Here is a 22358-nt window from a genome sequence, read left to right on the forward strand (position 1 = left end):
CGGGTGTCCCGGGCAGGAACTGCCCGGGACACCCGCTCATCCGGCCGGTTGGACGACCACCGGAGGATTCATGGCGTGCGGACGGTGGCCTCACCGGGGTGGGCGGCGATCACCCGCGCCTTGTCCGTGGCGGCCAGGAGCTCGGGCGCCAGCTGATGATCGACGGACAGCGCGAAGCCGACCCTTCCGCCCTGCTGCCCCACCAGGTCGATCAGCCGTTCGAGCACTTCCCCACGTCCCCCGATCAGGTCGACCCGCTCAGGGGCCGCCGTCGTGAACAAGTCGACCTCGAGGTCCTCGTCGAAGTGGATGAGAAGACTCGCCACGAGCCGGTCGACGTCGTGACTGCCCAGAACCACCCAGGAATCCGGCGATATCGCCGAGGCCACCTTGGCGACGATCTCCTCATGGCCCCAGCCGAGTCGCCATTGCAGTCCCAGCTGACCGCTTGCCGGCCCGGGATGCACCACGATACCCTCAGGATCGTCGTCGAGGGCGGCAAACATGGTCGTCACGAAATCGTCCAGATCGGCGTCGATCGTCCATGCCCCTTGGACCCGGGCGAAGTAGTCATCGACGGCATCGCGTTCCATGACCATGACGAATTCGACCCGCTCGTTGAACTCGGCGAACAGTTCCGCGGCCGTCCGCCTGGGATCGGTGATCGAGGTCGGGGCATCGGCGAGGGGTTCCCCGTCGGAGAAACGCGCCTTCTGGACTCGGCCATGGTCGTGGATGATGACCAACCGGGGAGCAGCCTTCCCGGAATGCAGGATGAGGTCCTGGGCGGCGCGCCATTGATCGACGTCGATGTCAAGCATCTGCGCATTCGCGTGCAACATTGATGGTTCCTTTCAGTCCAGGGCGATGCGGAAGGCGTGGACGGTGTAGGGCAGGAGTTCGCACATGAGGGGTTCCGTGCTGGACAGCTGTTCGCCCGACCACGCATCCTGGCATGCCACGATGGGGGTCTCGGCCGTGACCGTAGCGGTCTGCGGCTCGTCCGTGGGGTTCGCGATGAAGACGACGACATCCTTCGGGTTCGCCGAATTCAGATGGATCGTCGAGCGCAGCAGCTGGTTGTCGACCGTCACCAGGGTTTCCCCGAGACCGGCCAGGACCCGGCCCAGTACAGCCGCCATGTCGCCGGGCGACGCGACGACGTGAACGCTCCCCTCGCCGAGCTCCGCCGATCCCGCCGAATTGCCGCCCAGGGCGTCGGAAAGGATCGTGCACGGCTCCATGTCGGCACCGAGAGTCGGGACCGTGGGCCCGATGATCAGCGTCCCGCCCTGACGAACGTAATCGACAAGGGTCCGCTGGGTCTGCGCGGAGAGGAACTCGAAGGTGGTGAGGACAACGATCCTGCGCTGCGCGAGCAGCTCGAGATCTGCCTCCGTGTCGCTGATGACGAAGCCGGCACGTGACCGCTCCAAGTTCTCGTACCAGGCCCCGAACCAGTCGCGCTTCGCCAGCTGGACGGGCTGCTGGAATCCGATGTCGCTCTCATCGACGGTGAGGATGTTCGGGTACTCGCTGAACGTGCTGGGGGTCTCCAGGAAATCGCCCGGGAACGATACGAGCACGCTGGCAGCCTCCAGCCTGTCATAGTCACGATTCGCCAGCAGGGCGACCGGGGCGAGAAGATCCATGTGCTGCCAGTCGAGGCGGTCGAGCATTCTGTTGGCCTGCCCGAAGACGTGGGCCTTGTCCTCCCGCACGGTGCCATCACGACGGATCGGGGAGTCGAGCCACCTGTCGCGTTCGACGAGCATGTACCTGCTGAACCCCTTGATGCCATGCATCAGTGCAGCCTTGGTGACGAATTCCTCATCACGCAGGTCCCCGGGGTTCAGGTACCAGGCCCAGACACCTGCGATGAACTCCGGGATGTACGGATACCGGCTCGACCCGGACACATAGCTCGTGACCGTCCTCACGTGCTGGAAGAGTTCCTTGCGGGAATAGACATCGAAGCCGACGAAATCGACAACCCGCTCCAAGGCGATGAGATTGAACGGCGTCGTGAAGTTGGACGAGGCACCGCCCGGCCCGAGCGGATGCGGGTAGTTGTGGAAGAGCGGAATCGAGGCCAGGCCACGCTCACGGAGCATGTCGGCGAGCCGAGCAATCGAGTCGACCAGATAGTTCTCCCGGTACTGCGCCCAGTCCAAGTAGACCGGCAGGTCGCCGGGCTGCCGTGCGCAGAACTTGCGCGGCGGATCCACGTCTTCCAGGGCGTCGTACCGGGTACGGTGGGCCTTGGAGATCCCGGCCAGGGAACCGTACTTCTCGGCGAGGAACGCGCGATACTTCTCGATCGAGGCCTCGGAGTAGTCCGACGAATAGTAGTTGAGTCCGAAGAAATAGGCCATCTCGTTGTCGACCTGGCAGGCGACGAGCCCGCCCCTCGGGTAGGCGTGCCGTGCGAGGATGGGGCAGATCGCGTCATACCACAACGCGGTCTCCTCGAAGAACTTGTCAGCGGCGTAGCTCAGGGCCGGGATCGGGCGGGGCGCCTGGGTGAGGACCACTCGCGTACCGCGTGCATTGCGGGCGTGCAGCGACTCATCGGCGAGGATACGCTGCGGGTACCCGAATCCGGTGAGTTCGGAATTGATCTGCGGCCCCGGCCGCACGACGATACGAAGGCCCTTCTCCTCACAAAGGCTCAGGAAGGCATCGATGTCGTTCGCGGGGTTGATCTCACCGAAATCAAACCTGCCGCGCTCCAGCTCATGGACCTCCCACGGGATGTAGATGGAGATCATGCGATAACCCATGGCCACGACGGCGTCGAGGATCTCTGACCACTTCTCCCGATCAAGCCGCCAGTAGTGGACGGCACCGCCGTAGAGCGCCCCGGGCTCACCCTCGATCAGGAATCTCTGGTTCGCCACCTCGAGCTGAGGCGTCTTTTCCAATGGAACGGTTCCCATGTTATTTCCTTTCACTTCTCTTATTTCTTGCTGCCCAGTGCCACGGCAAGGATGATGATGACCCCTCGGACGACCTGCTGCTGCGGGGAACTGAGACCTGCCAGAATCAGCCCGTTGTTGATGAGTCCCATGAAGAGTGCGCCGAACACGGTCCCGAGGACGGAGCCACGGCCACCCGCCAGGGCCGTGCCGCCAAGGATGACGGCCGCGATGGCGTTCATCTCGTCGCCTTGGCCCCACTGGTACCGTCCGGATTGCAGCCGCCCGGCGTACAGCATTCCGCCGAGCGCAGCGACGACCGCGGAGATCAGCATGACCAGGAATTTCGTTCGGACAACGCTGATCCCGGTGTAGATCGAAGCAGTCGGATTGGCGCCGACCGAGACGACATGACGCCCGAAGCGGGTCTTCTTGAGAACAAATGCGCCGCAGCCCGCCACGATGAGGAACCAGATCACCAGGCCCGGCAACGGTCCGATGTCACCGGAGCCAAAGGCCATGTTGTAGCCCTGCTTCAGGATGGGCTGGGGCGCAGAATCAGTGACCCATTGGGCCAGGCCGAACGCGATCCCCATCATTGCCAGGGTCACCAGGAATGACGGGATCTTCACGAAGGCCACCAGACTTCCGTTGATGAGACCGATGAGCATCCCGACCATGAGCCCCACGACGATTCCGGCAAGAATGCCCCAGTGGGAGATCGCCATGGCCGTGACCACGGAAACGAGTCCGGCCACCGAGCCGACCGAAAGATCGATTTCGGCATCGGCGATGACGAAAGTCATCCCCACCGCGATCACGCCCACGATGGCGCTCTGTCGGAGGATGTTCATGAGGTTTCCGCTGGTGAGAAAGCCCCGATCGTCAAGCACGACTGCGAACAGGACGAAAGTGACGGCGAACGCCAGGTATATGATGTACTGCCCAAGGTTCACCCGGCTCAACAGGCCCTTGGCCCGGGAATGTGTCCCCCCGATTGATGATTCGGTCATTGCTCAACTCCTTGTACCCACATCTCCAACGTGGTTTCGTCCGGCACCGCATCCGCCGGAAGACTGCGGATGATGGAGCCACCTCGCATGATGAGATACCGATCACTCATGGCGATGAGTTCTTGATACTCACTCGAAACAACAAGGACTGCACCGCCGTCTCGAGCAAACTCCCTCACCTGTCTGACAATTTCTGATTTCGTTCCGATGTCCACCCCTGCGGTCGGCTCGTCCATGAGCAGCAGTCGGGGGCCGACCCCCAGCCACTTGCCGATCACCACTTTCTGCTGGTTGCCGCCCGACAGCACCTCGACGGGCAGGTTCGGGCCTGCGCCCCTGATGCCGTAGGAACCAATCAGCTGAACTGCGCGATCCCGTTCGGCGGCCGCGGAGAGCAGACCGCCGCGCAGCACCGCCGAGAGATCCGGAAGAACGAGGTTCTCCTGGACGGAGTGCTTGAGTATGAGTCCTTGACGGCGCCGATCCTCCGGAATCAGCACGACGCCTGCCGCGATGGCGTCCCTCGGACTCTTCGGCGACATGGGTCGACCGTCGAGGACGACACTGCCCATGGTTATCCGATTGATTCCGAACAAGGCCTCAAGGAGCTCGGTCCGGCCGGATCCCATGAGTCCTGCCACCCCTATGACCTCACCGGCGTGCACCTCGAAGGAGACATCGTGCAGCTTGCGCTGCGCACTCACGCCGGTGACTTGCAGCAGCACGCCCCCGCACTGCCCCGTGGAACCAGCAGCAGTGAGGGCCACGGCCTTCCCCGCTATCCCCCGAACGATCTCTTCCTGGGTGGTCTCGGAGATCGGCCTGGTGAGCAGATTCGATCCATTCCGGAGAATCGTTATCCTGTCCGCTATCTCGTAGATCTCCTCCATGCGGTGGGATATGTAGATGATGCCGATGCCCTGCTCCCGAAGGTTCCGCAGCAGCTCAAAAAGCCGATCCGCCTCCTTCCTGGCCAATGACGCGGTGGGCTCGTCCATGATGAGCACTCGGGCTCTCCCCCGCAAGGCCTTGGCAATTTCGGTGAGCTGCCAATAGGCCGTGCCCAGGGACGCCAGCTCGGCACACGGATCCAGGTCGACCTGCATCCGCTCCAATATCTCCCGGGCGCCGGCAACCATCTCAGCATCCCGGATGAGCATTGCCGAGCGCGGCTCATCATTGAGGTAGATGTTCTGCGCGACCGTCAGCGTGGGGACCAGGGAGAACTCTTGGAAGACCATCCCGATACCCTGACGCCGCGCATCGGCGTACGTGTTCAGCTGGGCCGGCCTCCCCTGGATCTCAATCGTTCCGGCATCTTTCTGGTAGACGCCCTGGAGGATCTTCATGAGAGTTGACTTGCCGGCCCCATTCCCTCCCGCCAGCGCGTGTATCTCCCCTGCCCTCACTTCGAAGCCGACATCGTTGAGGACCTGCACGCCGTTGAAACTCTTGCGGATGCCCGACATCCTGATCAAGGTCGGCTCAGTGCAACCGGTCACAGTCATCCCTCCAGCGCCTGCCGCACTTCTTCGGGCGGATCGGTGTGATAGACGCTCCGCCAGGCATCAGCAACATTGTCCCTGGTCACCGCCAGCGGGCTCAGCGCAATGAAGGCCGGAATCGTCTGGCCAAACAGGGCCTTGACCGCTGCATTTGCCTCGGTGATCCCGGCATCATATGGACGCTGTGCGCCGAGTCCGCAGACATACTGGCCCTGGGCCATTGCGATAGCAACATTCTTGCCAAGATCTTCGGAGGCCACTCCAAGATCTGTCCGGCTTGCCGAACGCGCCGCCGCGATGACTCCCTCAGCGGGGACGTCCCACACGGCCCAGATGCCGTTCAGATCGGCGTTCTGGCTGAGGAGGGCATCGGCTTGTTTCTGCGCAGAGCCGGCGAGATCCGAACCACTGATGCCTCGCTCCGCAATGATCCGGATGTCCGGTTAATTGCTCGTGAGCGTCTCTTTGAACCCCTGGTAGCGCTGGTTCGTCACGAAGTAATCGGCTTCGTAATAGATGGCAGCGATCTTCCCCTGCCCGCCGAGGGTCTTCGCCATGAGATGCGCTGAGATCGCCCCGTTCCCGTAGTTGTCGGACGAGACGACACAGGCATAGTCCGAACCAGCGGTGAAGCCGTCCGGACAGTTGTCCATGAACACGACCTTGACGCCTTGGTCCACGGCCATTCGATATGCCGAGGCAGTCGCGACAGGATCGGTGGGGATGGAGACGAGGATGTTCGGTTTCTGGGCCAGGATCGTCTCGACGTCGGACACCTGCTTGCTGGGGTCCATGTTCGCGTCCGTGGTCGACGTGATCTTGATGCCGAGCTCGTTGAACCGCGACGTGAGGCCAGCGATCTGCGCCGCCGACCAGTCGTCACCGCTCGTGTGCATCGCAATCGCGGCGGTCGCCCCCATCGCTTTCACGGTGTCGATGTCGGAGTCGGTGAGGTCGACCTCCGAGGCGGCGGCGGCGCTCTCGCCATGCGGCCCGGTGGCACTCACGGCCGATTCCAGCTGACGGATCGCCTCATCGGCCTTCGCGTTGACCTCCGCATTCGTTGCCGTTGCCGTGCTCTCACCAGAAGACGTACATCCCTGCAGGAACAACGCGCTGATCGGAATACCAGCCGCAGCAAGCAAGACAGTTCGTCGTTGCATCGTCAATCTCCTTCGATCCACGTTGACTCACGGTTGACGCGTGCGCCGCAATCCTTTGATTGTGAACGTTTCGTCATCACATAGTGTGAACGTTTTGCACAGCCGTGTCAAGAGCTGCTCCCGCACGGATCAGCGCCGCTGATGCGTGGCTCGGATCCGCCCCGGGACGAGGCATCACACCTCTTCCCGTGGTGGGCAGCGGGATCGAGCACAAGGGCGGCGGTACGTCACGTGAACGCCATGAGTCCGCTCACCCGGCGCCCAGCGCACTGGTGGGACGTCCGGTGACTGACGAGCCGATGGGGGCCACGCCCGTCCCGTCGGCCCGACTCGCTCGGAGGACGTCCCGTTGCACCGCACCCCGGGACGCGACCGGACGTCGCGGCACGCCGGGCCGCGCCCCCCGGGTCACCGATCGGGAACTCACCCGGTGGTGCTGGACCGTGCGACGGCGGCACGGGGCCGTGCGACAGAGCTCCTCACCGTCAGCACCGGCGGTATGGCGACCGTGCCGGCGGGTTCGCCCTGGATGAGACGCAGGAGCATGTGCACAGCCTCCTGCCCCAGGCGGTTGAAGTCCTGCCGGACGCTGTCGAGCGGGGGGTAGAACTGGGCGGCGAACTCGCTGTCGTCGAAGGAGACCGCGCTGATGTCGTCCGGCACACGCACCCCGGCCTCGTAGAAGGCCCTCAGCATCCCCAGGCACATGAGATCACTCGCAACGAAGATCGAGGAGGGCAAGCCCTCGTCGAGCATGCGCCTACCCGCGGCGTAGCCGCTCTCCCCGGTCCAGTCGCCCTGGATGTGGGGTGGCGGCTCGATGCCCGCTGCGCGCAGCTCGGACTGCCACCCGCGCAACCGCACCCGGCCATCCAGCCAGCTGAGTTCCCCCGCGAGGTGAGCCACTTCACGATGTCCCTTGTCGAGCAGGCGACGTGTCGCGAGCCGCGCACCGTACTCCTGGTCCTCCGAGACGACGGCGACCCCTGGGACGCTTGACTCCCCGGCAGCGACCATCACGACCGGCACTGAGAACTTCGTCTCACGGACCGCCTCCGCCAGAGGCAGTTTGGGGGCGATGACCACGATGCCCGCGACGCCCTGATCGATGAAGTGCTGGTACGCGCGAACCGTGCCACGCGAGTCGGCCTCGGCAAGCACGAGGACATTCGCGGCGTAGCCCTCGTCCCTGGCCGCGTTCTCGACTGCCGCGAGAACGCCGGCCGGCCCGTAGCGCGTCGAGCCATCGGTGAGAATTCCGATGAGGCTCGACCTCCGCATGACCAGCGCCCGGGCTGCGGGGTTCGGGACGAAACCCGTGGACTGGATGATCCTCCACACGTGATCGCGAGTACGGTCGCTCACCCGTGGGTCGTCATTGATCACGCGTGAGACAGTCTGGTACGAGACATCTGCCAAGCGGGCAACGTCCTTGATGCTCATCCGTTCCGAGCGATGGGCCCGCGCGACGGTTGCCCTGGTCTTCTTGGGGTTGCTCACCTCGGAATTGTCCCACTCCAGTCGTGAGAACCGGCCGGCCCGGCCCGGATCTCCTGGCTGCAGCACGGCGCCCCGGCCCGAGGCGCGATGCTTCCAGCCGATCGCTCATGCGCACCGGGCGTATGAACAGGGCCGGTACGGTACGCACTCCTGCTGCACTGGCGTCCCGGCATCTCTTCGCAGCACCGGTCCACGTTCCTGGTTCTCGCCCGCACCGGGACGGAAGTACTGGCGCGCACCAGACACGGGCAGGAGCCGGTCGAGCTCGCGGATTCGAACCCCGACCTTCGAGCATCGAGATGACCACCGGCGTGTCGGCCCCGCCGCTCACTCCTCCCGCGTTCTCGTCCTGGCGGGCTCGTACCCGGCGCGCCACACGTACACGCCGATGAGCGCGGTGCCGCCCGCCATGGCGGGCGCCCACCAGGGGAAGCCGGGGTCGGCCGGCCGGCCCGCCGCCTCGATGTCCTCGGTCGGGGTCGGCTCGACGCGCTCCCCGGTGACGAGGATGCGGTGGGTGTTGATGCCGAGCGGCGTGCAGGTGACCAGCGTCACGAGGTCGTGACCGGCCTGGACGCTGAGGGTCTGCGTCTCGGTCGGCTCGACCACCCGGGTGTCGTTCACCTGGTAGGTGAGCACCTCGCCGAAGACCTCGATGACGAATCTGTCGCCGACCTTCACCTCGTTCAGCCTGGTGAACATCTCGGCCTGGGCCAGGCCGCGGTGGCCGGTGATCACCGCGTGGGTTCCGACGCCCCCGACCGGCAGCGACGTGCCCTTGAGATGGCCGAGCCCCTTGAGCAGGGTCTCGTCGGAGGTGCCGTGGTAGACGGGCAGGTCGAGGTCGATCGAGGTGATCTTCAACCGCGCCATGAGCCCCTGCGAATCGGCGGTGAGCATGGAGTCGTAGTCCAGGGAGTCGTCCGCGCTCGTCCCGTCGCCAGTGGGCACGTTCGAGCCGGCCTGGAGCATGGCGCCGGCGTTGAGCGCGTCGTTGTAGGCCCGGGCCCGGGCCAGCTGCTCGGCGGCGTCGGGCTCGGCCGTCGCGACGTCGGACGCGTAGTCGCTGACGACCTTCGACTGGTTGTACCGGGAGATCCAGCCGGCCACCGTCGGATAGGCGAAGACGACCATGCCGACGAGGGCGAGGAGCCCGGCCAGCAGCGAGAACGGGGACAGGCGCCACGTTCGCTTCGCCGTGTCCTCCGCGGGTCGTTCATCGGGCACCGCCGCGCCCCTCCTCTTCCCGGTCATGCTCTCCCCCGGTCGTGCTCTTCGCGGTCATGATGATGTGGTGGGGAGGCCGGGCCTCCCCACCACATCATCGTCCTCCCGGCCGGTCATCGGGCCGGTCGGTTCATCGGTCGCCTCAGGCGCTCGTCGCGTTCCGGCGGGAGCGGACGACCACGGTGGTCGCCGCCGTGAGGATGAGGACGGCGCCGACGACCATCATGAGCAGCCGGCCCTGAGCGCCGGTGAGCGGCAGGCCGGGGACGGCCTCCTTGGTGTTCTTGATGGTGGCGTCGTAGGCGACGCTGGTGTCGGTGGTGCCGGTCTTGACCGTCACCGGGGTGTCCTGGCCCAGCTTGACGAAGCCGGCCGGGGCGGCCGTCTCGACGAGCACGTAGCAGCGCTGGGTGGCGTTGACCGGGCTGTTCTTCGAGTCGGACACGAACAGGCCCGCGACGTTCACGACGCCGCTGTCATCGGAGGTGAAGCTGCTCTGGTTGTTCACCGTGATGGGATCGCCGGTCTTCGTGGCGCCGGAGCAGTCATCGGCGTAGGGATCGGTCGCGTTGTACACCTGGAAGGTGGCGCCGGCCAGGCCGGCGTCGGTGTGGTCGGCATCGACCTTGTGCACCGTGAGGTCGCCCCAGTGGGTCTGCACCTCGGGGCTCGTGGGCGGGTTCGGCGGCGTGGGCGGGGTGTCCGGCGGGGTGTCGGGCACGGGGCCGTACTGGGTGTCGGTGAGCAGCTGGGCGGTGTTCTTGATGGTGCCGTCGCCCACCGAGGACACCGTGCCCTGGAAGGTCGCCTTGACATCCTGGCCGGCGCTGTTCTTCAGCTTGGTGAGGCCGGTCTTGGTGAACTTCACCGTGACGGTGTTGGTGGCGTCGTCGACCGCCACCGTGTAGTCATCGCCCGCGGTCAGCGGGGCGCCGTTGAGCGTCACCGTCGGGACGCCCACGCCGGTGAACCTGGCGTCCATCGTGTCCTTGATCTGGAAGTACTGGAAGTTCGCGTTGTTGTCCAGGGCCGGCACGGTCGTGGTCACCGGGAACGAGACGATCGAGCCGAGGCCGTAGCCGTACTGCGACTGCTGCTCGACGGTCTTGTCGATGGCGGCCACGGTGTTCTTCGGGTAGACGTTGACGTCGTACAGCCACTTGCCGTTGTCCGGGTAGGGGATCGTCGCGACGAAGGGCTTGGCCTTCTGGACGACATTGGCGGGCGCGGCGGTCTCGCACACCAAGTAGGCCCTCACGGGCAGATCGCCGATGGTGGCCTGACCATTCGAAGCGGTGGTGCCGCTGCCGGCCGAGGCGCCGAGCGTCTGGCCGGACAGGGTCGGCGCGGTCGGGTTGGCGCAGGAGCTGTCGGGCACCACGAGATTCGACAGGGTGTCCCAGTCGGTCTGCTTCGACAGGTCGAGGCTGGTGATCGGGTAGGCGGCGAAGGTGACGTCGGCAAGGGGATCGCCGTCGGCATCGGCCGAGCCGTCGGGCTTGCCCTGGCTGCCATCACCGCCCGTCAGGTGCTTGTGGATGATGATCGAGCCTTTGGCGTTCTGATCGATGTTGCCGTACGAGGGGTCGGCACTGGCGATGCCGGCGCCGCCGACCAGGCCGGACAGGCTCAGTGCCAGAACCCCGGTGGCTGCGACGAGGCGCCTCCCGACGGGGTGTGCATTCGTGTCCATTGGTTTCAGGCTTTCTTTCTCGAACCGTCCGGACCATCCGGTACGGCATGGGGGTGGGCTGGGTGGGGTCGGCCACTCCGGTGGCGTTCCCCGGTCGTGCCGGCCCCTGCGGGCCGGCTCGGTCCGGGCCCCGGGGGGCCGTGGCTCATGTTCATGGCGGTCATCAGGCGCTCCGGTTCTCCGCGGACGCCCGGACACGGCGCCTGCGGACGGCCGCGGTGCCCGCGCCGACGCCCAACAGTGCCCCGCCGAGGAGGAGGAAGAGCTGTGCGCCTCGCCCGCCCGTGAGGGGGATGGTCGGTGAGCCGTGCATCGCATTGGTGAAGCTGCCCAGGTCGATCGTCGTGCCGGCGTTGGCGGCCCCGATCCGCACGCCGTGCACGTCCTTGGACAGGACGTAGCCGGCGGGCGCCGATTTCTCCTTGAGCTCGTAGTCGCCCCACGTGAGGCCCTCGACGAGGAAGCCGCCGGCAGCGGGGTCCTTGTCGGGGCCGGTGCAGTCATCGGCGGAATCGGCCCGGCAGTCCTCGACAGTCATCGCGACGCCCGCCGGGTCGGTGGGTGTGAGGGTCCACGTCGACTCGCCGAGGGGCGAGCCGTCCGCAGCGGTCTTCGACCACTTCACCGCGGCGTCCTTGCGGTCGTCGGGCACCGCCTGGTCGAGGCTCGCCTCGAGGGAGGAGTCGTTCACGGTGAGGATGTAGGTGTTCGGGTTGAGCCCGTAGCCCTGCGGGGCCGACTTCTCCTTCAGGGCGTAGTGCCCCCAGTCCAGGCCGGCCACGGTGAACGCCCCCTCCCCGGGATCGGTGTCGGGGCCCGTGCAGGCGGCGGCGTCGTCGGCCACGCAGTCCTCGACATCGGTGCCGTCGGGATGGCTCGGGCCGGTGAGGGTCCACACGGTGCCGCCCAGCGGCCGGCCGTCGGCACCGTCGATCTTGGACCACGTGGCGCTGCCCTGCCGCGCGGCGTTGGTGAGGGTGCACGTCACCCTGTCGTGGCCGGTCAGGTCGACCGTGGCCCCGCCATCAGCGTCGCCGGTCGTCAGCTGCTGCCCGTCGGGGGTCGTGCACTCGACGTCGGTCAGCTCGTAGGCCTGGGCACGGGGATCGTCGGAGGACTCGGTGACCGTGTACCGCCCCGGTCTCACGACGGTCTCGGCGGTGGAGCCCTGGCCGGACAGCACGTCCCGACCGTCGGCGGCGGCCGTGAGCGTCCAGGAGTCGGGTGCGAGGGGCTGGTCGTCGGCGACGTGCGCGGCGTCGACGTCCTTCACCAAGCGCAGGGTCGGCACGCGCACGTCCACGGCGTAGTCCTCGACCTCGCCGGTGCGGGTGTTGCCGGTGGCCCTCAGCGGGCCCGCGTCGTTCGTGATGCGCACGCGCAGATAGCTCGTGGCGCCCTCGTCCGCCACGGAGCGGACCACGTCGTCGGGCACCGTCCAGCTCAGCGTCGCGCTCCCGGACGCGGAGCAAGATCGTTCGGCGCTCTTCTCGGTGGATTCGTCGAACCGGCCGTTGCGGTTCCAGTCGACCCAGCCAGCGATCCTGCCGGGACCGGTGCAGGAGACCTGCTGCGTGTACGAGCCCCCCGGCTCGGTCTCGATGCCGCCGGCAGGCAGTGCGACGCCGTCCTCGTCGTCGATCCCGCTGTAGTCGTCCCCGTTCGCGCCGGTGGAGAACTTCTGGTCGCCCTCGCTGTCGATGCCGGCCCCCAGCCGGGTGTCGGAAGCGCTCATGGTGGCCTGGTCGACGGCGAAGGCGTCGGTGGTGCGGGTGATGCGGCCGCCGGTCCAGGTGGGCTGGAACAGCGAGCTGGCCCGGCCGTACGAGGCCGGGGCGTCGCCGAAGTCGGTGCCGACGACGAGGCCCAGGGCGACGGCGCTGTAGCCGCGGCCCTGCATCGAGATGCGGGCCTCGGTGCTGCCCTGCATGAAGAGCACGGTGCCGGGGCCGCCGGTGCCCTCCGGCCTGGAGTACCTGCCGCCGTTCTGGTAGACGCACTCCTCACCGGTGGGCAGGAGCTGCACGGTGTCGCCGCCGTTGGAGACGACAGCCTGGGTCGTGACGGGGCAGCTCGAGTCCTTGTAGGCGTCCAGGACCCGCCAGCTGGTGTCGGAGCCCTGGGTCGCGGTGGCCTGCACCCACTCGTCGCGGTAGCCCTTGGGGCTGTGGGCGCTCGAGGCCTCGGCGTCGGCCAGCACCAGCCCGCTCAGCGGGACCTCCTCGCCGTTGAGCGACGCCGAGCACTGCATGTCGAAACTCATCCTGGAGCCGTAGCCGACGCCTGCGTTGCCCCGATCGGCGAAGCCGTTGGACAGGCCGATGACCATCCGGTTGTCGTTGACGTAGTCCCCGGGGTAGGTCAGGTTGCCGCTCCTGGCGATCTGCCCATCGCTCCAGTGGCCCGGGCCGCCGACGTTGTACAGATTGTCGAGTGCGTCGCCGGCCCACTTGCCGGGAACGGTGGCGACGAGCGGGGCCCGTTGCACCGGGCCGGCGTCGCCGTTGGCCTGCCCCACGTTCTCGGTGACGAGGCCCGACAGGGTGCACGTCGTCGTGAGCTTCAGGGTCTGCGCGTCGTCGAGGTAGCGGTAGTTCGTGATCGTCCGCGTGGCCGAGCCGTACTGGTCGCCGTAGCCGAGCACCGTGTTGTCCTCGGCGTTGGCGGCCAGCGGGTAGTCGCTCCACTGGAGCCACTGGATCGCGTCGGTGAACCGGCCGTCGCCGCCCGTGGCGTACACGGCGGGCAGTTCGCCGCCGGGGGCGGCGGCCGCCGGCGGTACGGCCCCGATCATGCCGAGCAGGAGCGCCGCCGCGCTGGCGGCGGCCGCCGCGCCGCGCAGACGGCCCCTCGTCCCCGTTCTCGTCGCTCTGCGGGGGATCATCGCCGACCACCCCTCTCGGAGCGGCACCCGACCAGGGCCGGCCGGCCCCGCAGAGGGTTCGAGGGCGTCCGGAACGAGCCGGTCCGCTGGGCCGTCCCCAGCGGAACGCCGTCGGCACGGCACCCGACCGTCCCGGCCGGGATGCGCACCAGGACAGGGCGAACAGGGGTTTTCTCAGGGTGAGGTGTCATGACAGTCTTCGACCAGAGGCGTTGGTAGGAATGCAGATCGCACCCAAGGGCCATCTGACCCTTAGGTGAATCAAAGATACATTAATTGTCAATCATTGATCAAGTCAGGGTTCCTCGGGGTTCCGGGCCGGCGTGCCGGCCCGGAGCCTTCGCTCGCTCAGCGAGCGTTCCTCCGCCGGGCCCGCCGCTGGTGAAGAGCCGCTGCGCCACTGCCCGCGAACAGCGCCGCGGCGCCGAGGGCTGGGAGCAGCCGGGCGAGACCGCCGCCGGTCAGCGGCAGCGGCACGGCGATCGCCGTGTCGTGGATCGTGATGGTGTCGGGCACCCGGCCCGTCCGGGACACGGTGACGGTGCCCGCTGCCGTCTCGGGGTCCAGCAGGGTGACACCGTCTGCGGCGAGGTGGAAGCCGACGGGCTCGGACAGCCGCTGGTGACCGGCCGGGGCCTGCGTCTCCACCAGCCAGTAGTCGTGGTTGATGTCCAGGGGGACGGTGGTGAAGAGCGAGCCGTCATCGGGGTTCACCATGACGCCCCGGTCGACGGGCGCGGCGCCCGGCGTGCTCGGGTCCATCGAGTAGACGTCGAAGACGGCCCCGCTCACGTCACCCATGACGCCGGTCTTGTGGATCGTGACCGGGAGCCTGCCGACGCCCGGGTCCACCGGCCCGCAGGCCGTGTTGTTCCCGGGGCCGTCGACGTCCTTGCCGTCCTCTGCCAGCACCTCGTTGAACAGGCCGTGCCCGGCCTCATAGGCGCCGGAACCGGTCTGGGAGCAGCCCAGGTTCTCGTCGGTGTAGCCGGACGCGGCCGGGTCCAGCGTCGCGTTGACCCGGACGTAGAAGACCTGGCTCTGCCCGGGCTGGACCGGTACGCCCTCGGTGAGCCGGTACCCGTCGGCCGCGCCTTGGACCACGGACTGGGGCTGACCGAGTAGGCCCTGGTCCTGGCTGGCCCACACCGTGTTCACGGTCAGACCGGGGGCGAGGTCGGGCCGGTCGACGAGCGCACCGGTGTCCTGGGCCGTGCTGCCGTCATTGGTGACGGTGATCGCATAGTCGGCGTTGAGGGTCGGTGTGCCGGCGGTGGCGTCGGAGCCGATGAAGGTCTTCTCCACCCTCAGCCGGGGAGTGGGGTCGACGTACTCGTTGTGCCAGGTGCAGGTGATGGGGACCTCGGCGGAGCTCCGGGCCAGCCCGGCGCGGTCCAGGTCCAGGGTTCCCGCATCGAGGTTGACGGCGTCGGTCTGGTCGAGGACCCTGCCGTCCTGGTCGAGAAGGGGTGTGCCGTCCCCCTGCGTGCAGGTCACGCCGGACAGGCGCCACCCGGGCGTGCTCTCGGTGGGAGCCGGCCCGGACTGGTCCTCCCTGACGGCGGCACCGCCGCCTGGGGCGAACAATTCGTAGGTCCTCGGGTCGGTCGCGGCGTGCTCGCCGCCCCATCCGGTGGGCCGGAGCGGGCTCGGGTCGCCCCAGCCCTCGAGGGCGGAGGACCCGGTCTGGGAGACGTTGGTGTAGGTGAACTGGGGGATGCCCACCGTTTGCTGCGTGATGGCGCTGCCCGAGACGTCCTTGGCGAAGGTGACCTGACGGACCTGCTCGAGGGAGCCGTAGAGGCAGCCGTAGGTGTCGTTGTTCTCCTGGGTGACGAAGGAGGTCTCCAGCCGGGCCTCGGCGGTCTCCGGGTCCATCACGGTGCACGTCTCGTTCCGGCCGTTGTTGACGAAGCCGCGCAGCACGAGCTTGTACGGGACCCCGTTCGCGTCCGCCCAGACGCTGTCGGAGCTGACGGCGGTCATCGTGAGGACGTCGTCCTCGCAGGACCTGCCGTCGAGGCCGTAGAGGGCGCCGTCGTCGGACCCGCTCGCCGAGGTGTCCCCGGCGGGGAAGGACCGCAGTCTGCCACTGCGGTCGTAGGCGTAGTGGTAGTCGGAGCTCCACCCCCGGAACTGCCAGGAGGCCCTCGGGCCGATGGCCCCGGTCGAGTCGAAGGCGTAGCCGCCGTTGCCGGAGGGGTCGTAGTCGCCGGACGCATCGAAGGTGGAGCGGCAGATGTTGGAGGTCTCGTCGAGGGTCCAGGGGAAGGACGTCCGGATCGTGTTGGCGAGGTCCACCTCCATGCCGCCGGAGATGAGGGCGCCCCCGCTGCCGTCGGGTCTCTCCGAGCCCGGGTCGGTGAAGATGGGGGCGTTGTGGTGGTGCATGGTCCCGATGAGGAAGGGGGCGCCGACGCTCACCGTCCGCGTGTCCCCGGGGAGGAAGCCGACGGAGCTCTGCTGGTCGCTGAAGTCGTCGGGGCAGACCTGCCGGCCGTTCTGCCGGTACCGCCCGTAGGAGAAGGCGGCGTACTGTCCGGACCCCGAGGTCACCGTGGCCGTCGTCGTCATGTCGAGGGTGGAGCCCCCGCCCCGAGGGCTGTACCGCACGCAGGCGTGGGTGTTCGCATACCGCTCGGGGTTCGACACGTCCTGTCTGGTGACGACGTTGTGTATCTGGGCGGAGGTCGCGCCCAGGTCGACCTGCATCGTCGGGACGGCGACGCTCGGGGCCGCGTGCGCCACGTTCAGAAGGCAGGCGAGCACCAGTGCGAGCGCACCGAGCAGGCGCGGGAACCGCCGCGCCGCGGCGGGGCGCGGGGGTGCGGCAGGAGCTGAGAGGCGCATACGGGATCCGTTCGGTCAGGGGCGACTGCGCCCCTGCGGGTATCCGACCCGCAGGGGTTGGGGTGCGGAACACCCTGAATGATCCCAGGTCTAGCACACAATCGTTGATTTTGAAAGTTTCACCATTCGTGCCCTGACTGCCCCCATCACCCAGATCGGGCCGCCTCGCCTCGTGCCGCTGCGACGTCGGCGGAGACGGGTCATCGACGGCCGCGGTGCGCGTCCCCCGCCGGAGTCGTGGGCCCACCGCGACGCGACCCGGGCCTGAGAGACCCGGCCCCTCGTCCGTGTCTCTCAGGCCCCGCCCGCGCGGGGACCGCCCGTCACAGGGCGGCGTTGATGGCGTTGATCGACTCCTTCGCGTCGCCGAAGCACATCACCGTGTTCTCGTTGAAGAACAGGGGGTTCTGGACGCCGGCGTAGCCGGCGCTCATGCCGCGCTTGAAGACGACGACCCGGCCGGCCTCCCACACGTGCAGGACCGGCATGCCCGAGATCGGGGTGCCCTGCTCCATGGCGGCGGGGTTGACGGTGTCGTTGGCGCCGATGACGAGGACGACGTCGGTGTTCTTGAAGTCGTCGTTGATCTCGTCCATCTCCAGGACGATGTCGTACGGCACGTGCGCCTCGGCCAGCAGCACGTTCATGTGGCCGGGCAGGCGCCCCGCCACCGGGTGGATGCCGAAGCGGACCTCGACGTCGTGGTCGTGCAGCTTGCGGACGAGCTCGGCCACCGGGGCCTGCGCCTGCGAGACCGCCATGCCGTAGCCGGGCGTGATGATGACCGAGGTGGAGCCCTTGAGAAGATCGGCCACACCGGTCGTGTCGAGCTCGGTGATCTCGCCCTCGGGACCGGCGCCCGCCCCGGCGTCGGACTGGCCGAAGCCGCCCAGGATGACCGAGACGAAGTTGCGGTTCATGGCCTTGCACATGATGTACGACAGGATCGCGCCGGACGCGCCGACGAGGGCGCCGGTGACGATGAGGACGGGCAGCTGGAGGCTGAAGCCGCTGAAGGCGGCCGCCCAGCCCGAGTAGCTGTTGAGCATCGAGATGACGACCGGCATGTCGGCCCCGCCGATCGCCGCGACCAGGTGGACGCCGAGCAGCAGCGACAGGATCGTCAGCGCGATGAGCGGGAACCAGCCGCCGCCGTCAGCGAACCAGATGCCGCAGGCGATGATCGCGATGAGGGCGCCCAGGTTGAGCCAGTTGCGTCCGGGCAGGGTCAGCGGGGCCGACTTGATCTTGCCGGCCAGCTTGCCCCAGGCCACGATCGACCCGGTGAAGGTCACGGCGCCGATGAAGACGCCGATCCACATCTCGTGCATCTGGAAGGCGGGGGCCTCGGGGTTCTCGATGAACGCGTTGATGCCCACGAGCACGGCGGCCAGGCCGACGAAGCTGTGCAGCTGGGCGACCAGCTCGGGCATGCCGGTCATCTCGACCTTGGCGGCCTTCCACAGACCGATCACGGCGCCGATGACCATGGCGATGATCATGAGGGCCCAGGCGAGGGCCCGCGTGTCGCCGACCGCCAGCGAGACGATCGAGGCGATGAGCGCGAAGGCCATGCCGAGGATGCCGAAGACGTTGCCCCGCTTGGCCGTCTCGTGCTTGCTCAGCCCCACGAGGGCGAGGATGAAGAGCAGGCCGGAGATGATGTAGGTGGCCTGCGTGAAATTGGCGACGCTCGCTTCGAGGAGAGTCATCAGCGATCACCCTTCCTGAACATGTTGAGCATGCGGCGCGTGACCGAGAAGCCGCCGAAGATGTTGATCGACGCGATGAGCACGCCGAGGGCCGCGATGACCGTGATCACCATGTTGTCCTTGGGCAGCTGCAGGAGCGCGCCGACGATGATGATGCCGCTGATCGCGTTGGTGACGCTCATGAGCGGCGTGTGCAGGGCGTGCGAGACGTTCCACACCACGTAGTAGCCCACGACGCAGGCCAGGGCGAAGGTGCCGAACAGGCTCACGAAGCTTCCGGGCGCGAAGGTCAGCAGCGCGATGAGCGCCACCGACAGCAGACCGACCACCAGGAGCAGGAACCACCAGGGCCGTTCCTTCTTCGGCTTCTCCGGCTCCCTCTCGGCGGGTTCGGCGGCGGCCGCGCCGGGGGCGGGTTTCGGCGCCGCGGAGACCTGGATCGGCGGCGGTGGGAAGGTGACCTCGCCGTCGCGGGTCACGGTCATGTTGCGCAGCACCTCGTCGTCGAAGTCGATGACGAACCGGCCGTCCTTGGCCGGGGTGGCCAGCTTGGCCAGGTTCACCATGTTCGTGGCGTACATCTGGCTGGACTGGGCGGGCAGGCGGCTGGCCATGTCGGTGTAGCCGATGATGGTGACGCCGTTGTCGGTGACGTACTCCTCGCCCGGGTGGGTGAGCATGCAGTTGCCGCCGCCCAGGGCCGCCATGTCGACGATGACCGAGCCGTGCTTCATCGAGGCCACCATCTCGGGGGTGATGAGCTTCGGGCTCGGCTTGCCGGGGATGGCGGCCGTGAGGATGACGATGTCGACCTTCCGGCACTGCTCCTCGTAGAGCTCCGCGGCGCGCTTGTTGTAGTCCTCGGAGGTCTCCTTGGCGTAGCCGTCGGAGCTGACCCCCTGGTCGCCGGCCGCGGGACGGACGTGGACGAAGGTGCCGCCCATCGACTCGACCTGCTCGGCCGTCTCGGGGCGGACGTCGGTGGCGAAGACCTCGGCGCCCATGGACTTGGCGGCGCCGACCGCCGCGAGGCCGGCGACGCCGGTGCCGATGATGAAGACCTTGGCCGGGGGCATCTTGCCGGCGGCGGTGACCTGACCCGCGAAGGTCTTGCCGTACGCGTAGGCCGACTCGACGACGGCCCGGTAACCGGCGATGCTCGCCGTGGAGCTCAGGGCGTCCATGGCCTGGGCCCGGCTGATGCGCGGCACCATGTCCATGCTCAGGCCGGTGACGCCGGCCTTCCGCAGGGCCTCGAGGAGGCCGGGATTGGCTCGCGGGTGGAGGAAGGTGATGAGCGTCGCGCCCGGACGCATCGCACCCAGCTCCTCGACGCTCGGCTCGTTGACCGCCATGACGATGTCGCTGCCCCACACCGTGCCGGTGTCGGCCAGTTCGGCGCCCGCCGCGATGTAGTCGTCGTCCAAGTAGGAGGCGCGCTCGCCGGCGCCATGCTCGATCACGACGCTGTAACCCAGCTTGATGAGCTGTGGAACCGTCTTGGGCGTTGCCGCCACCCGCTGTTCGCCGGGCAGCGACTCCCTTGGTATGCCAATTCTCATGATCCCGACCATAGCGGGTGGACATTCTCACCGGGGACGGGGGGCCGGCGGGTCGACGACCCGACGTGGATCGGGCCACAACGGGTTTCGCTCCGCGACGGGGCTCAGCAGGCGTCGGCGGGCGGCTCGATCATGCCGACCCGGCGGGCGTGGCGGCCGCCCTCGAACTCCGCGTCGAGGAACTCGTCGACGATCATCTCGGCCAGGCCGGGGCCGAGGACGCGCGAGCCGATGGCCAGCGCGTTGGCGTCGTTGTGGCGGCGGGCGAGACTCGCCGAGTAGGGCTCGGAGACCACCGCGCAGCGGATGCCGGGCAGCTTGCCGGCGCTCATGCCGATGCCGATGCCGGTGCCGCACACGAGGACGGCGCGATCGGCCTCGCCGTCGAGCACCTTCCGGGCCGCCCGCCTGCCGAACGTCGGGTAGTCGACGCTGGCCGGGCCGTGGGTGCCGACGTCGATGGCCTCGTGGCCCCTGGAGCGCACGTGCTCGACGAGCCGCTCCTTCAGGTTGAAACCGGCGTGATCGGCGCCGAAGGCGATGCGCATGGAGTGCTCCTCGTACTCTCCCGTGGCCGCCGGCGGCTGCGGCGACGAGTTCATTCTCTCACCGCCGGTCGCGGCTCCGACGCGGGCCCGCCCGTGGCATTGTGAGCAGGGGCGGTGCGAAACTCCGCGGACGAGGGGGACCCATGGCGACGACGATCCGATCGGCGCGACAACTCGGCGCGCCGGAGCCCGGGCTCACGAGGCGGGCCCGCGTCGTGGTCGTCGGCGCGGGGGCCGCCGGCTCGGGCGCAGCCATGCAGCTGGCCGCCGCCGGCGTCGACACGGCGCTGGTGACCGGCGGCACGCTGCTCGACGGGGCCACCGCGATCTCGACCGGACGCCTCGACGGGTGGGCCGGGCCCCACGACCCCGAGGAGGCGCTGCGCAGGGGCCTCGGCGTCGCCGACCGGCGGGCGCTGAGCCATCTGCTGAGGACCGCGCCGCTCGTCCACGCCAGGGTCGCGGAGCTCCTCGAGCGCGCCGACGCGACTCGGCCGGGACGCCACGAGACCACCGGGCACCAGGTGCAGCGCGGCCTCGCGTCGGCGGTGCGCACCATGGCCGGGCGCCTGGGCACGCGCCTGCGGCTGGAGACCGGCATGCGCGGCGTCGACGTGCTCACCGACGACGAGGGCCGGGTCGCCGGCCTGCGCGCGCTGCGCTCCGATGGGGCGCTCGTCGACTGGCTGGCCCCCGTCGTCGTGCTGGCCGGCGGCGGGGCCGAGCAGTTCTGGCCGCGCACGACCGCCCCGGTGACCGCCACCGGCGACGCCGCCGCCATGGCGCTGCGCGCCGGCGCCGAGCTGCGCGACATGGAGTTCACCGCCTGCGCCCCGACCGCCGTCGACCTGCCGGACGAGCTGGCCCTCCCGCTCGACCCGGCGATCACGCTGGGCCGCGAACTGCGTCGAGCCGGGGCCGTGCTCGTCGACGGGCAGGGGCGCCCGGCGCTCGCCGGGCTCGGCGAGGACGAGCTGAAGCCCTCCGACGAGCTGGCGATGGCGGTCCACGACTGGCTGGCCGGGCACGCCGGCCAGCGCCTCCTCCTGGACGGCACCCGCATCGGCGAGTCCAGCTGGGCCGCACCGCCCCTGTCCGCGACGCTGGCCGCCTGCCGGGCGCACGGCATCGACCCGGCGCGCGAACCGGTGCCGGTCCGGCCCGCGGTGCAGACGATGATCGGCGGTATCGGCGTCGCCCCGGACGGCTCGAGCACCGTCCCCGGGCTCTACGCGGCCGGCGAGGCCGCCTGCACGGGTGCCCGCGGCGCGGCCGGCCCGTCGAACGCCGGCCTGGTCGAGGCCCTCGTCGGCGGGTTCACCGTCGGCGCCCGTCTGGCGCGGACGGCGGACTCCTTCGACGAGCCCGGCGCGCCGGTCGAGCGCACGCCCGGCGGCTGCGTCCCGGCGGCCGCCCGGCCGCGCATCACGGGGGCCGGCCGGGCCGTCGGCCTGGCGCGCGAGCACACCGAGCTCGCGCGGGCCGCCGACGAGCTCGTCGGGCTGCCCACCGGCGCCCCGCTGACCGGGGCGGCGCTGTCGACGACGAACCTGCGGCTGGTCGGCGCGGCCGTCGTCGCCGCAGCGAGGGCCCGTCCCGAGAGCCGTGGCTGGCATCGGCGCACGGACCATCCGGGCACGAAGGACGCGTGGAGGCGCACCGTCCGCATCGCCCTGGACGACGACGGCCGCATGCGGGTGCGCAGCACCCCGATCCCCTGAGCGCCGCCGGACGATCGTCCGTCCTCCTCCCCCGCCCTCCCCCGCCTCGCTCCTTCCTCTTG

13 protein-coding genes and 1 pseudogene are annotated in these 22358 nt (G+C 68.6%); 1 reads left to right on the plus strand and 13 read right to left on the minus strand.

All coding sequences use genetic code 11. The features are described 5' to 3' along the window. Nucleotides 1-68: 68 nt before the first annotated feature. The 13 genes and pseudogenes from EGX94_RS06105 to rpiB all read right to left on the minus strand — a co-directional run bounded on the left by EGX94_RS06105 (nt 69) and on the right by rpiB (nt 20575). Nucleotides 69-821, minus strand: a complete 753-nt coding sequence (locus EGX94_RS06105) for a hypothetical protein (RefSeq protein ID WP_148083273.1) — start codon at nt 819-821, stop codon at nt 69-71. A 33-nt stretch (nt 822-854) separates the two neighbouring features. Then, on the minus strand, nt 855-2939 hold the full coding sequence (locus EGX94_RS06110; protein ID WP_021798109.1) for a beta-galactosidase: 2085 nt from the start codon (nt 2937-2939) through the stop codon (nt 855-857). Nucleotides 2940-2959: 20 nt separating this feature from the next. Continuing rightward, nucleotides 2960-3931 (minus strand): ABC transporter permease, encoded by a 972-nt coding sequence (locus EGX94_RS06115; RefSeq protein ID WP_021798107.1) that lies wholly within the window; start codon nt 3929-3931, stop codon nt 2960-2962. Continuing rightward, nucleotides 3928-5370, minus strand: a complete 1443-nt coding sequence (locus tag EGX94_RS06120; RefSeq protein WP_226906056.1) for a sugar ABC transporter ATP-binding protein — start codon at nt 5368-5370, stop codon at nt 3928-3930. The genes EGX94_RS06115 and EGX94_RS06120 overlap by 4 nt, the downstream gene beginning before the upstream one ends. Before the next feature lie 65 nt (nt 5371-5435). Continuing rightward, nucleotides 5436-6599: pseudogene (locus EGX94_RS06125) on the minus strand (substrate-binding domain-containing protein). Nucleotides 6600-7022: 423 nt separating this feature from the next. Further along, nucleotides 7023-8099 (minus strand): LacI family DNA-binding transcriptional regulator, encoded by a 1077-nt coding sequence (locus EGX94_RS06130; protein ID WP_123826041.1) that lies wholly within the window; start codon nt 8097-8099, stop codon nt 7023-7025. Nucleotides 8100-8426: 327 nt separating this feature from the next. Beyond that, entirely contained in the window at nt 8427-9353 is a 927-nt protein-coding gene (locus tag EGX94_RS06135; protein ID WP_081660568.1) for a class C sortase, read from the minus strand. Nucleotides 9354-9468: 115 nt separating this feature from the next. Next, the gene (locus tag EGX94_RS06140; protein ID WP_021798106.1) at nt 9469-11019 is read right to left on the minus strand and encodes a SpaH/EbpB family LPXTG-anchored major pilin; all 1551 of its coding nucleotides are present in this window, start codon (nt 11017-11019) and stop codon (nt 9469-9471) included. Between the two features lie 163 nt (nt 11020-11182). Next, on the minus strand, nt 11183-13903 hold the full coding sequence (locus EGX94_RS06145; RefSeq protein WP_028706372.1) for a CshA/CshB family fibrillar adhesin-related protein: 2721 nt from the start codon (nt 13901-13903) through the stop codon (nt 11183-11185). 348 nt (nt 13904-14251) lie between these two features. Continuing rightward, nucleotides 14252-16753: a SpaA isopeptide-forming pilin-related protein gene (locus tag EGX94_RS06150; RefSeq protein WP_021797194.1), complete on the minus strand. Its 2502-nt coding sequence runs from the start codon at nt 16751-16753 to the stop codon at nt 14252-14254. A gap of 323 nt (nt 16754-17076) precedes the next feature. Further along, nucleotides 17077-18465, minus strand: a complete 1389-nt coding sequence (locus EGX94_RS06155; RefSeq protein WP_021797198.1) for an NAD(P)(+) transhydrogenase (Re/Si-specific) subunit beta — start codon at nt 18463-18465, stop codon at nt 17077-17079. Further along, nucleotides 18465-20027 (minus strand): Re/Si-specific NAD(P)(+) transhydrogenase subunit alpha, encoded by a 1563-nt coding sequence (locus EGX94_RS06160; RefSeq protein ID WP_028706374.1) that lies wholly within the window; start codon nt 20025-20027, stop codon nt 18465-18467. The genes EGX94_RS06155 and EGX94_RS06160 overlap by 1 nt, the downstream gene beginning before the upstream one ends. 104 nt (nt 20028-20131) lie before the next feature. Beyond that, nucleotides 20132-20575 (minus strand): ribose 5-phosphate isomerase B, encoded by a 444-nt coding sequence (gene rpiB, locus EGX94_RS06165; protein WP_021797195.1) that lies wholly within the window; start codon nt 20573-20575, stop codon nt 20132-20134. A gap of 143 nt (nt 20576-20718) precedes the next feature. Here rpiB and EGX94_RS06170 point away from each other — a divergent pair, with 143 nt between their 5' ends. Beyond that, entirely contained in the window at nt 20719-22296 is a 1578-nt protein-coding gene (locus EGX94_RS06170) for an FAD-binding protein (RefSeq protein WP_123826043.1), read from the plus strand. The last annotated feature ends 62 nt before the right edge of the window (nt 22297-22358 follow it).

The organism is Propionibacterium acidifaciens (genome assembly GCF_003798325.1).
GTDB lineage: Bacteria > Actinomycetota > Actinomycetes > Propionibacteriales > Propionibacteriaceae > Propionibacterium > Propionibacterium acidifaciens.

Excerpts from the sequence above, each read along its gene's own strand:
- EGX94_RS06155 (WP_021797198.1), bottom strand. The coding sequence starts at position 18,465 with ATGACTCTCCTCGAAGCGAGCGTCGCCAATTTCACGCAGGCCACCTAC.
- EGX94_RS06110 (WP_021798109.1), bottom strand. The coding sequence starts at position 2,939 with ATGGGAACCGTTCCATTGGAAAAGACGCCTCAGCTCGAGGTGGCGAAC.
- rpiB (WP_021797195.1), bottom strand. The coding sequence starts at position 20,575 with ATGCGCATCGCCTTCGGCGCCGATCACGCCGGTTTCAACCTGAAGGAG.
- EGX94_RS06170 (WP_123826043.1), top strand. The coding sequence starts at position 20,719 with ATGGCGACGACGATCCGATCGGCGCGACAACTCGGCGCGCCGGAGCCC.
- EGX94_RS06115 (WP_021798107.1), bottom strand. The coding sequence starts at position 3,931 with ATGACCGAATCATCAATCGGGGGGACACATTCCCGGGCCAAGGGCCTG.
- EGX94_RS06160 (WP_028706374.1), bottom strand. The coding sequence starts at position 20,027 with ATGAGAATTGGCATACCAAGGGAGTCGCTGCCCGGCGAACAGCGGGTG.
- EGX94_RS06140 (WP_021798106.1), bottom strand. The coding sequence starts at position 11,019 with ATGGACACGAATGCACACCCCGTCGGGAGGCGCCTCGTCGCAGCCACC.
- EGX94_RS06145 (WP_028706372.1), bottom strand. The coding sequence starts at position 13,903 with ATGATCCCCCGCAGAGCGACGAGAACGGGGACGAGGGGCCGTCTGCGC.
- EGX94_RS06150 (WP_021797194.1), bottom strand. The coding sequence starts at position 16,753 with ATGCGCCTCTCAGCTCCTGCCGCACCCCCGCGCCCCGCCGCGGCGCGG.
- EGX94_RS06105 (WP_148083273.1), bottom strand. The coding sequence starts at position 821 with ATGCTTGACATCGACGTCGATCAATGGCGCGCCGCCCAGGACCTCATC.
- EGX94_RS06135 (WP_081660568.1), bottom strand. The coding sequence starts at position 9,353 with ATGACCGGGAAGAGGAGGGGCGCGGCGGTGCCCGATGAACGACCCGCG.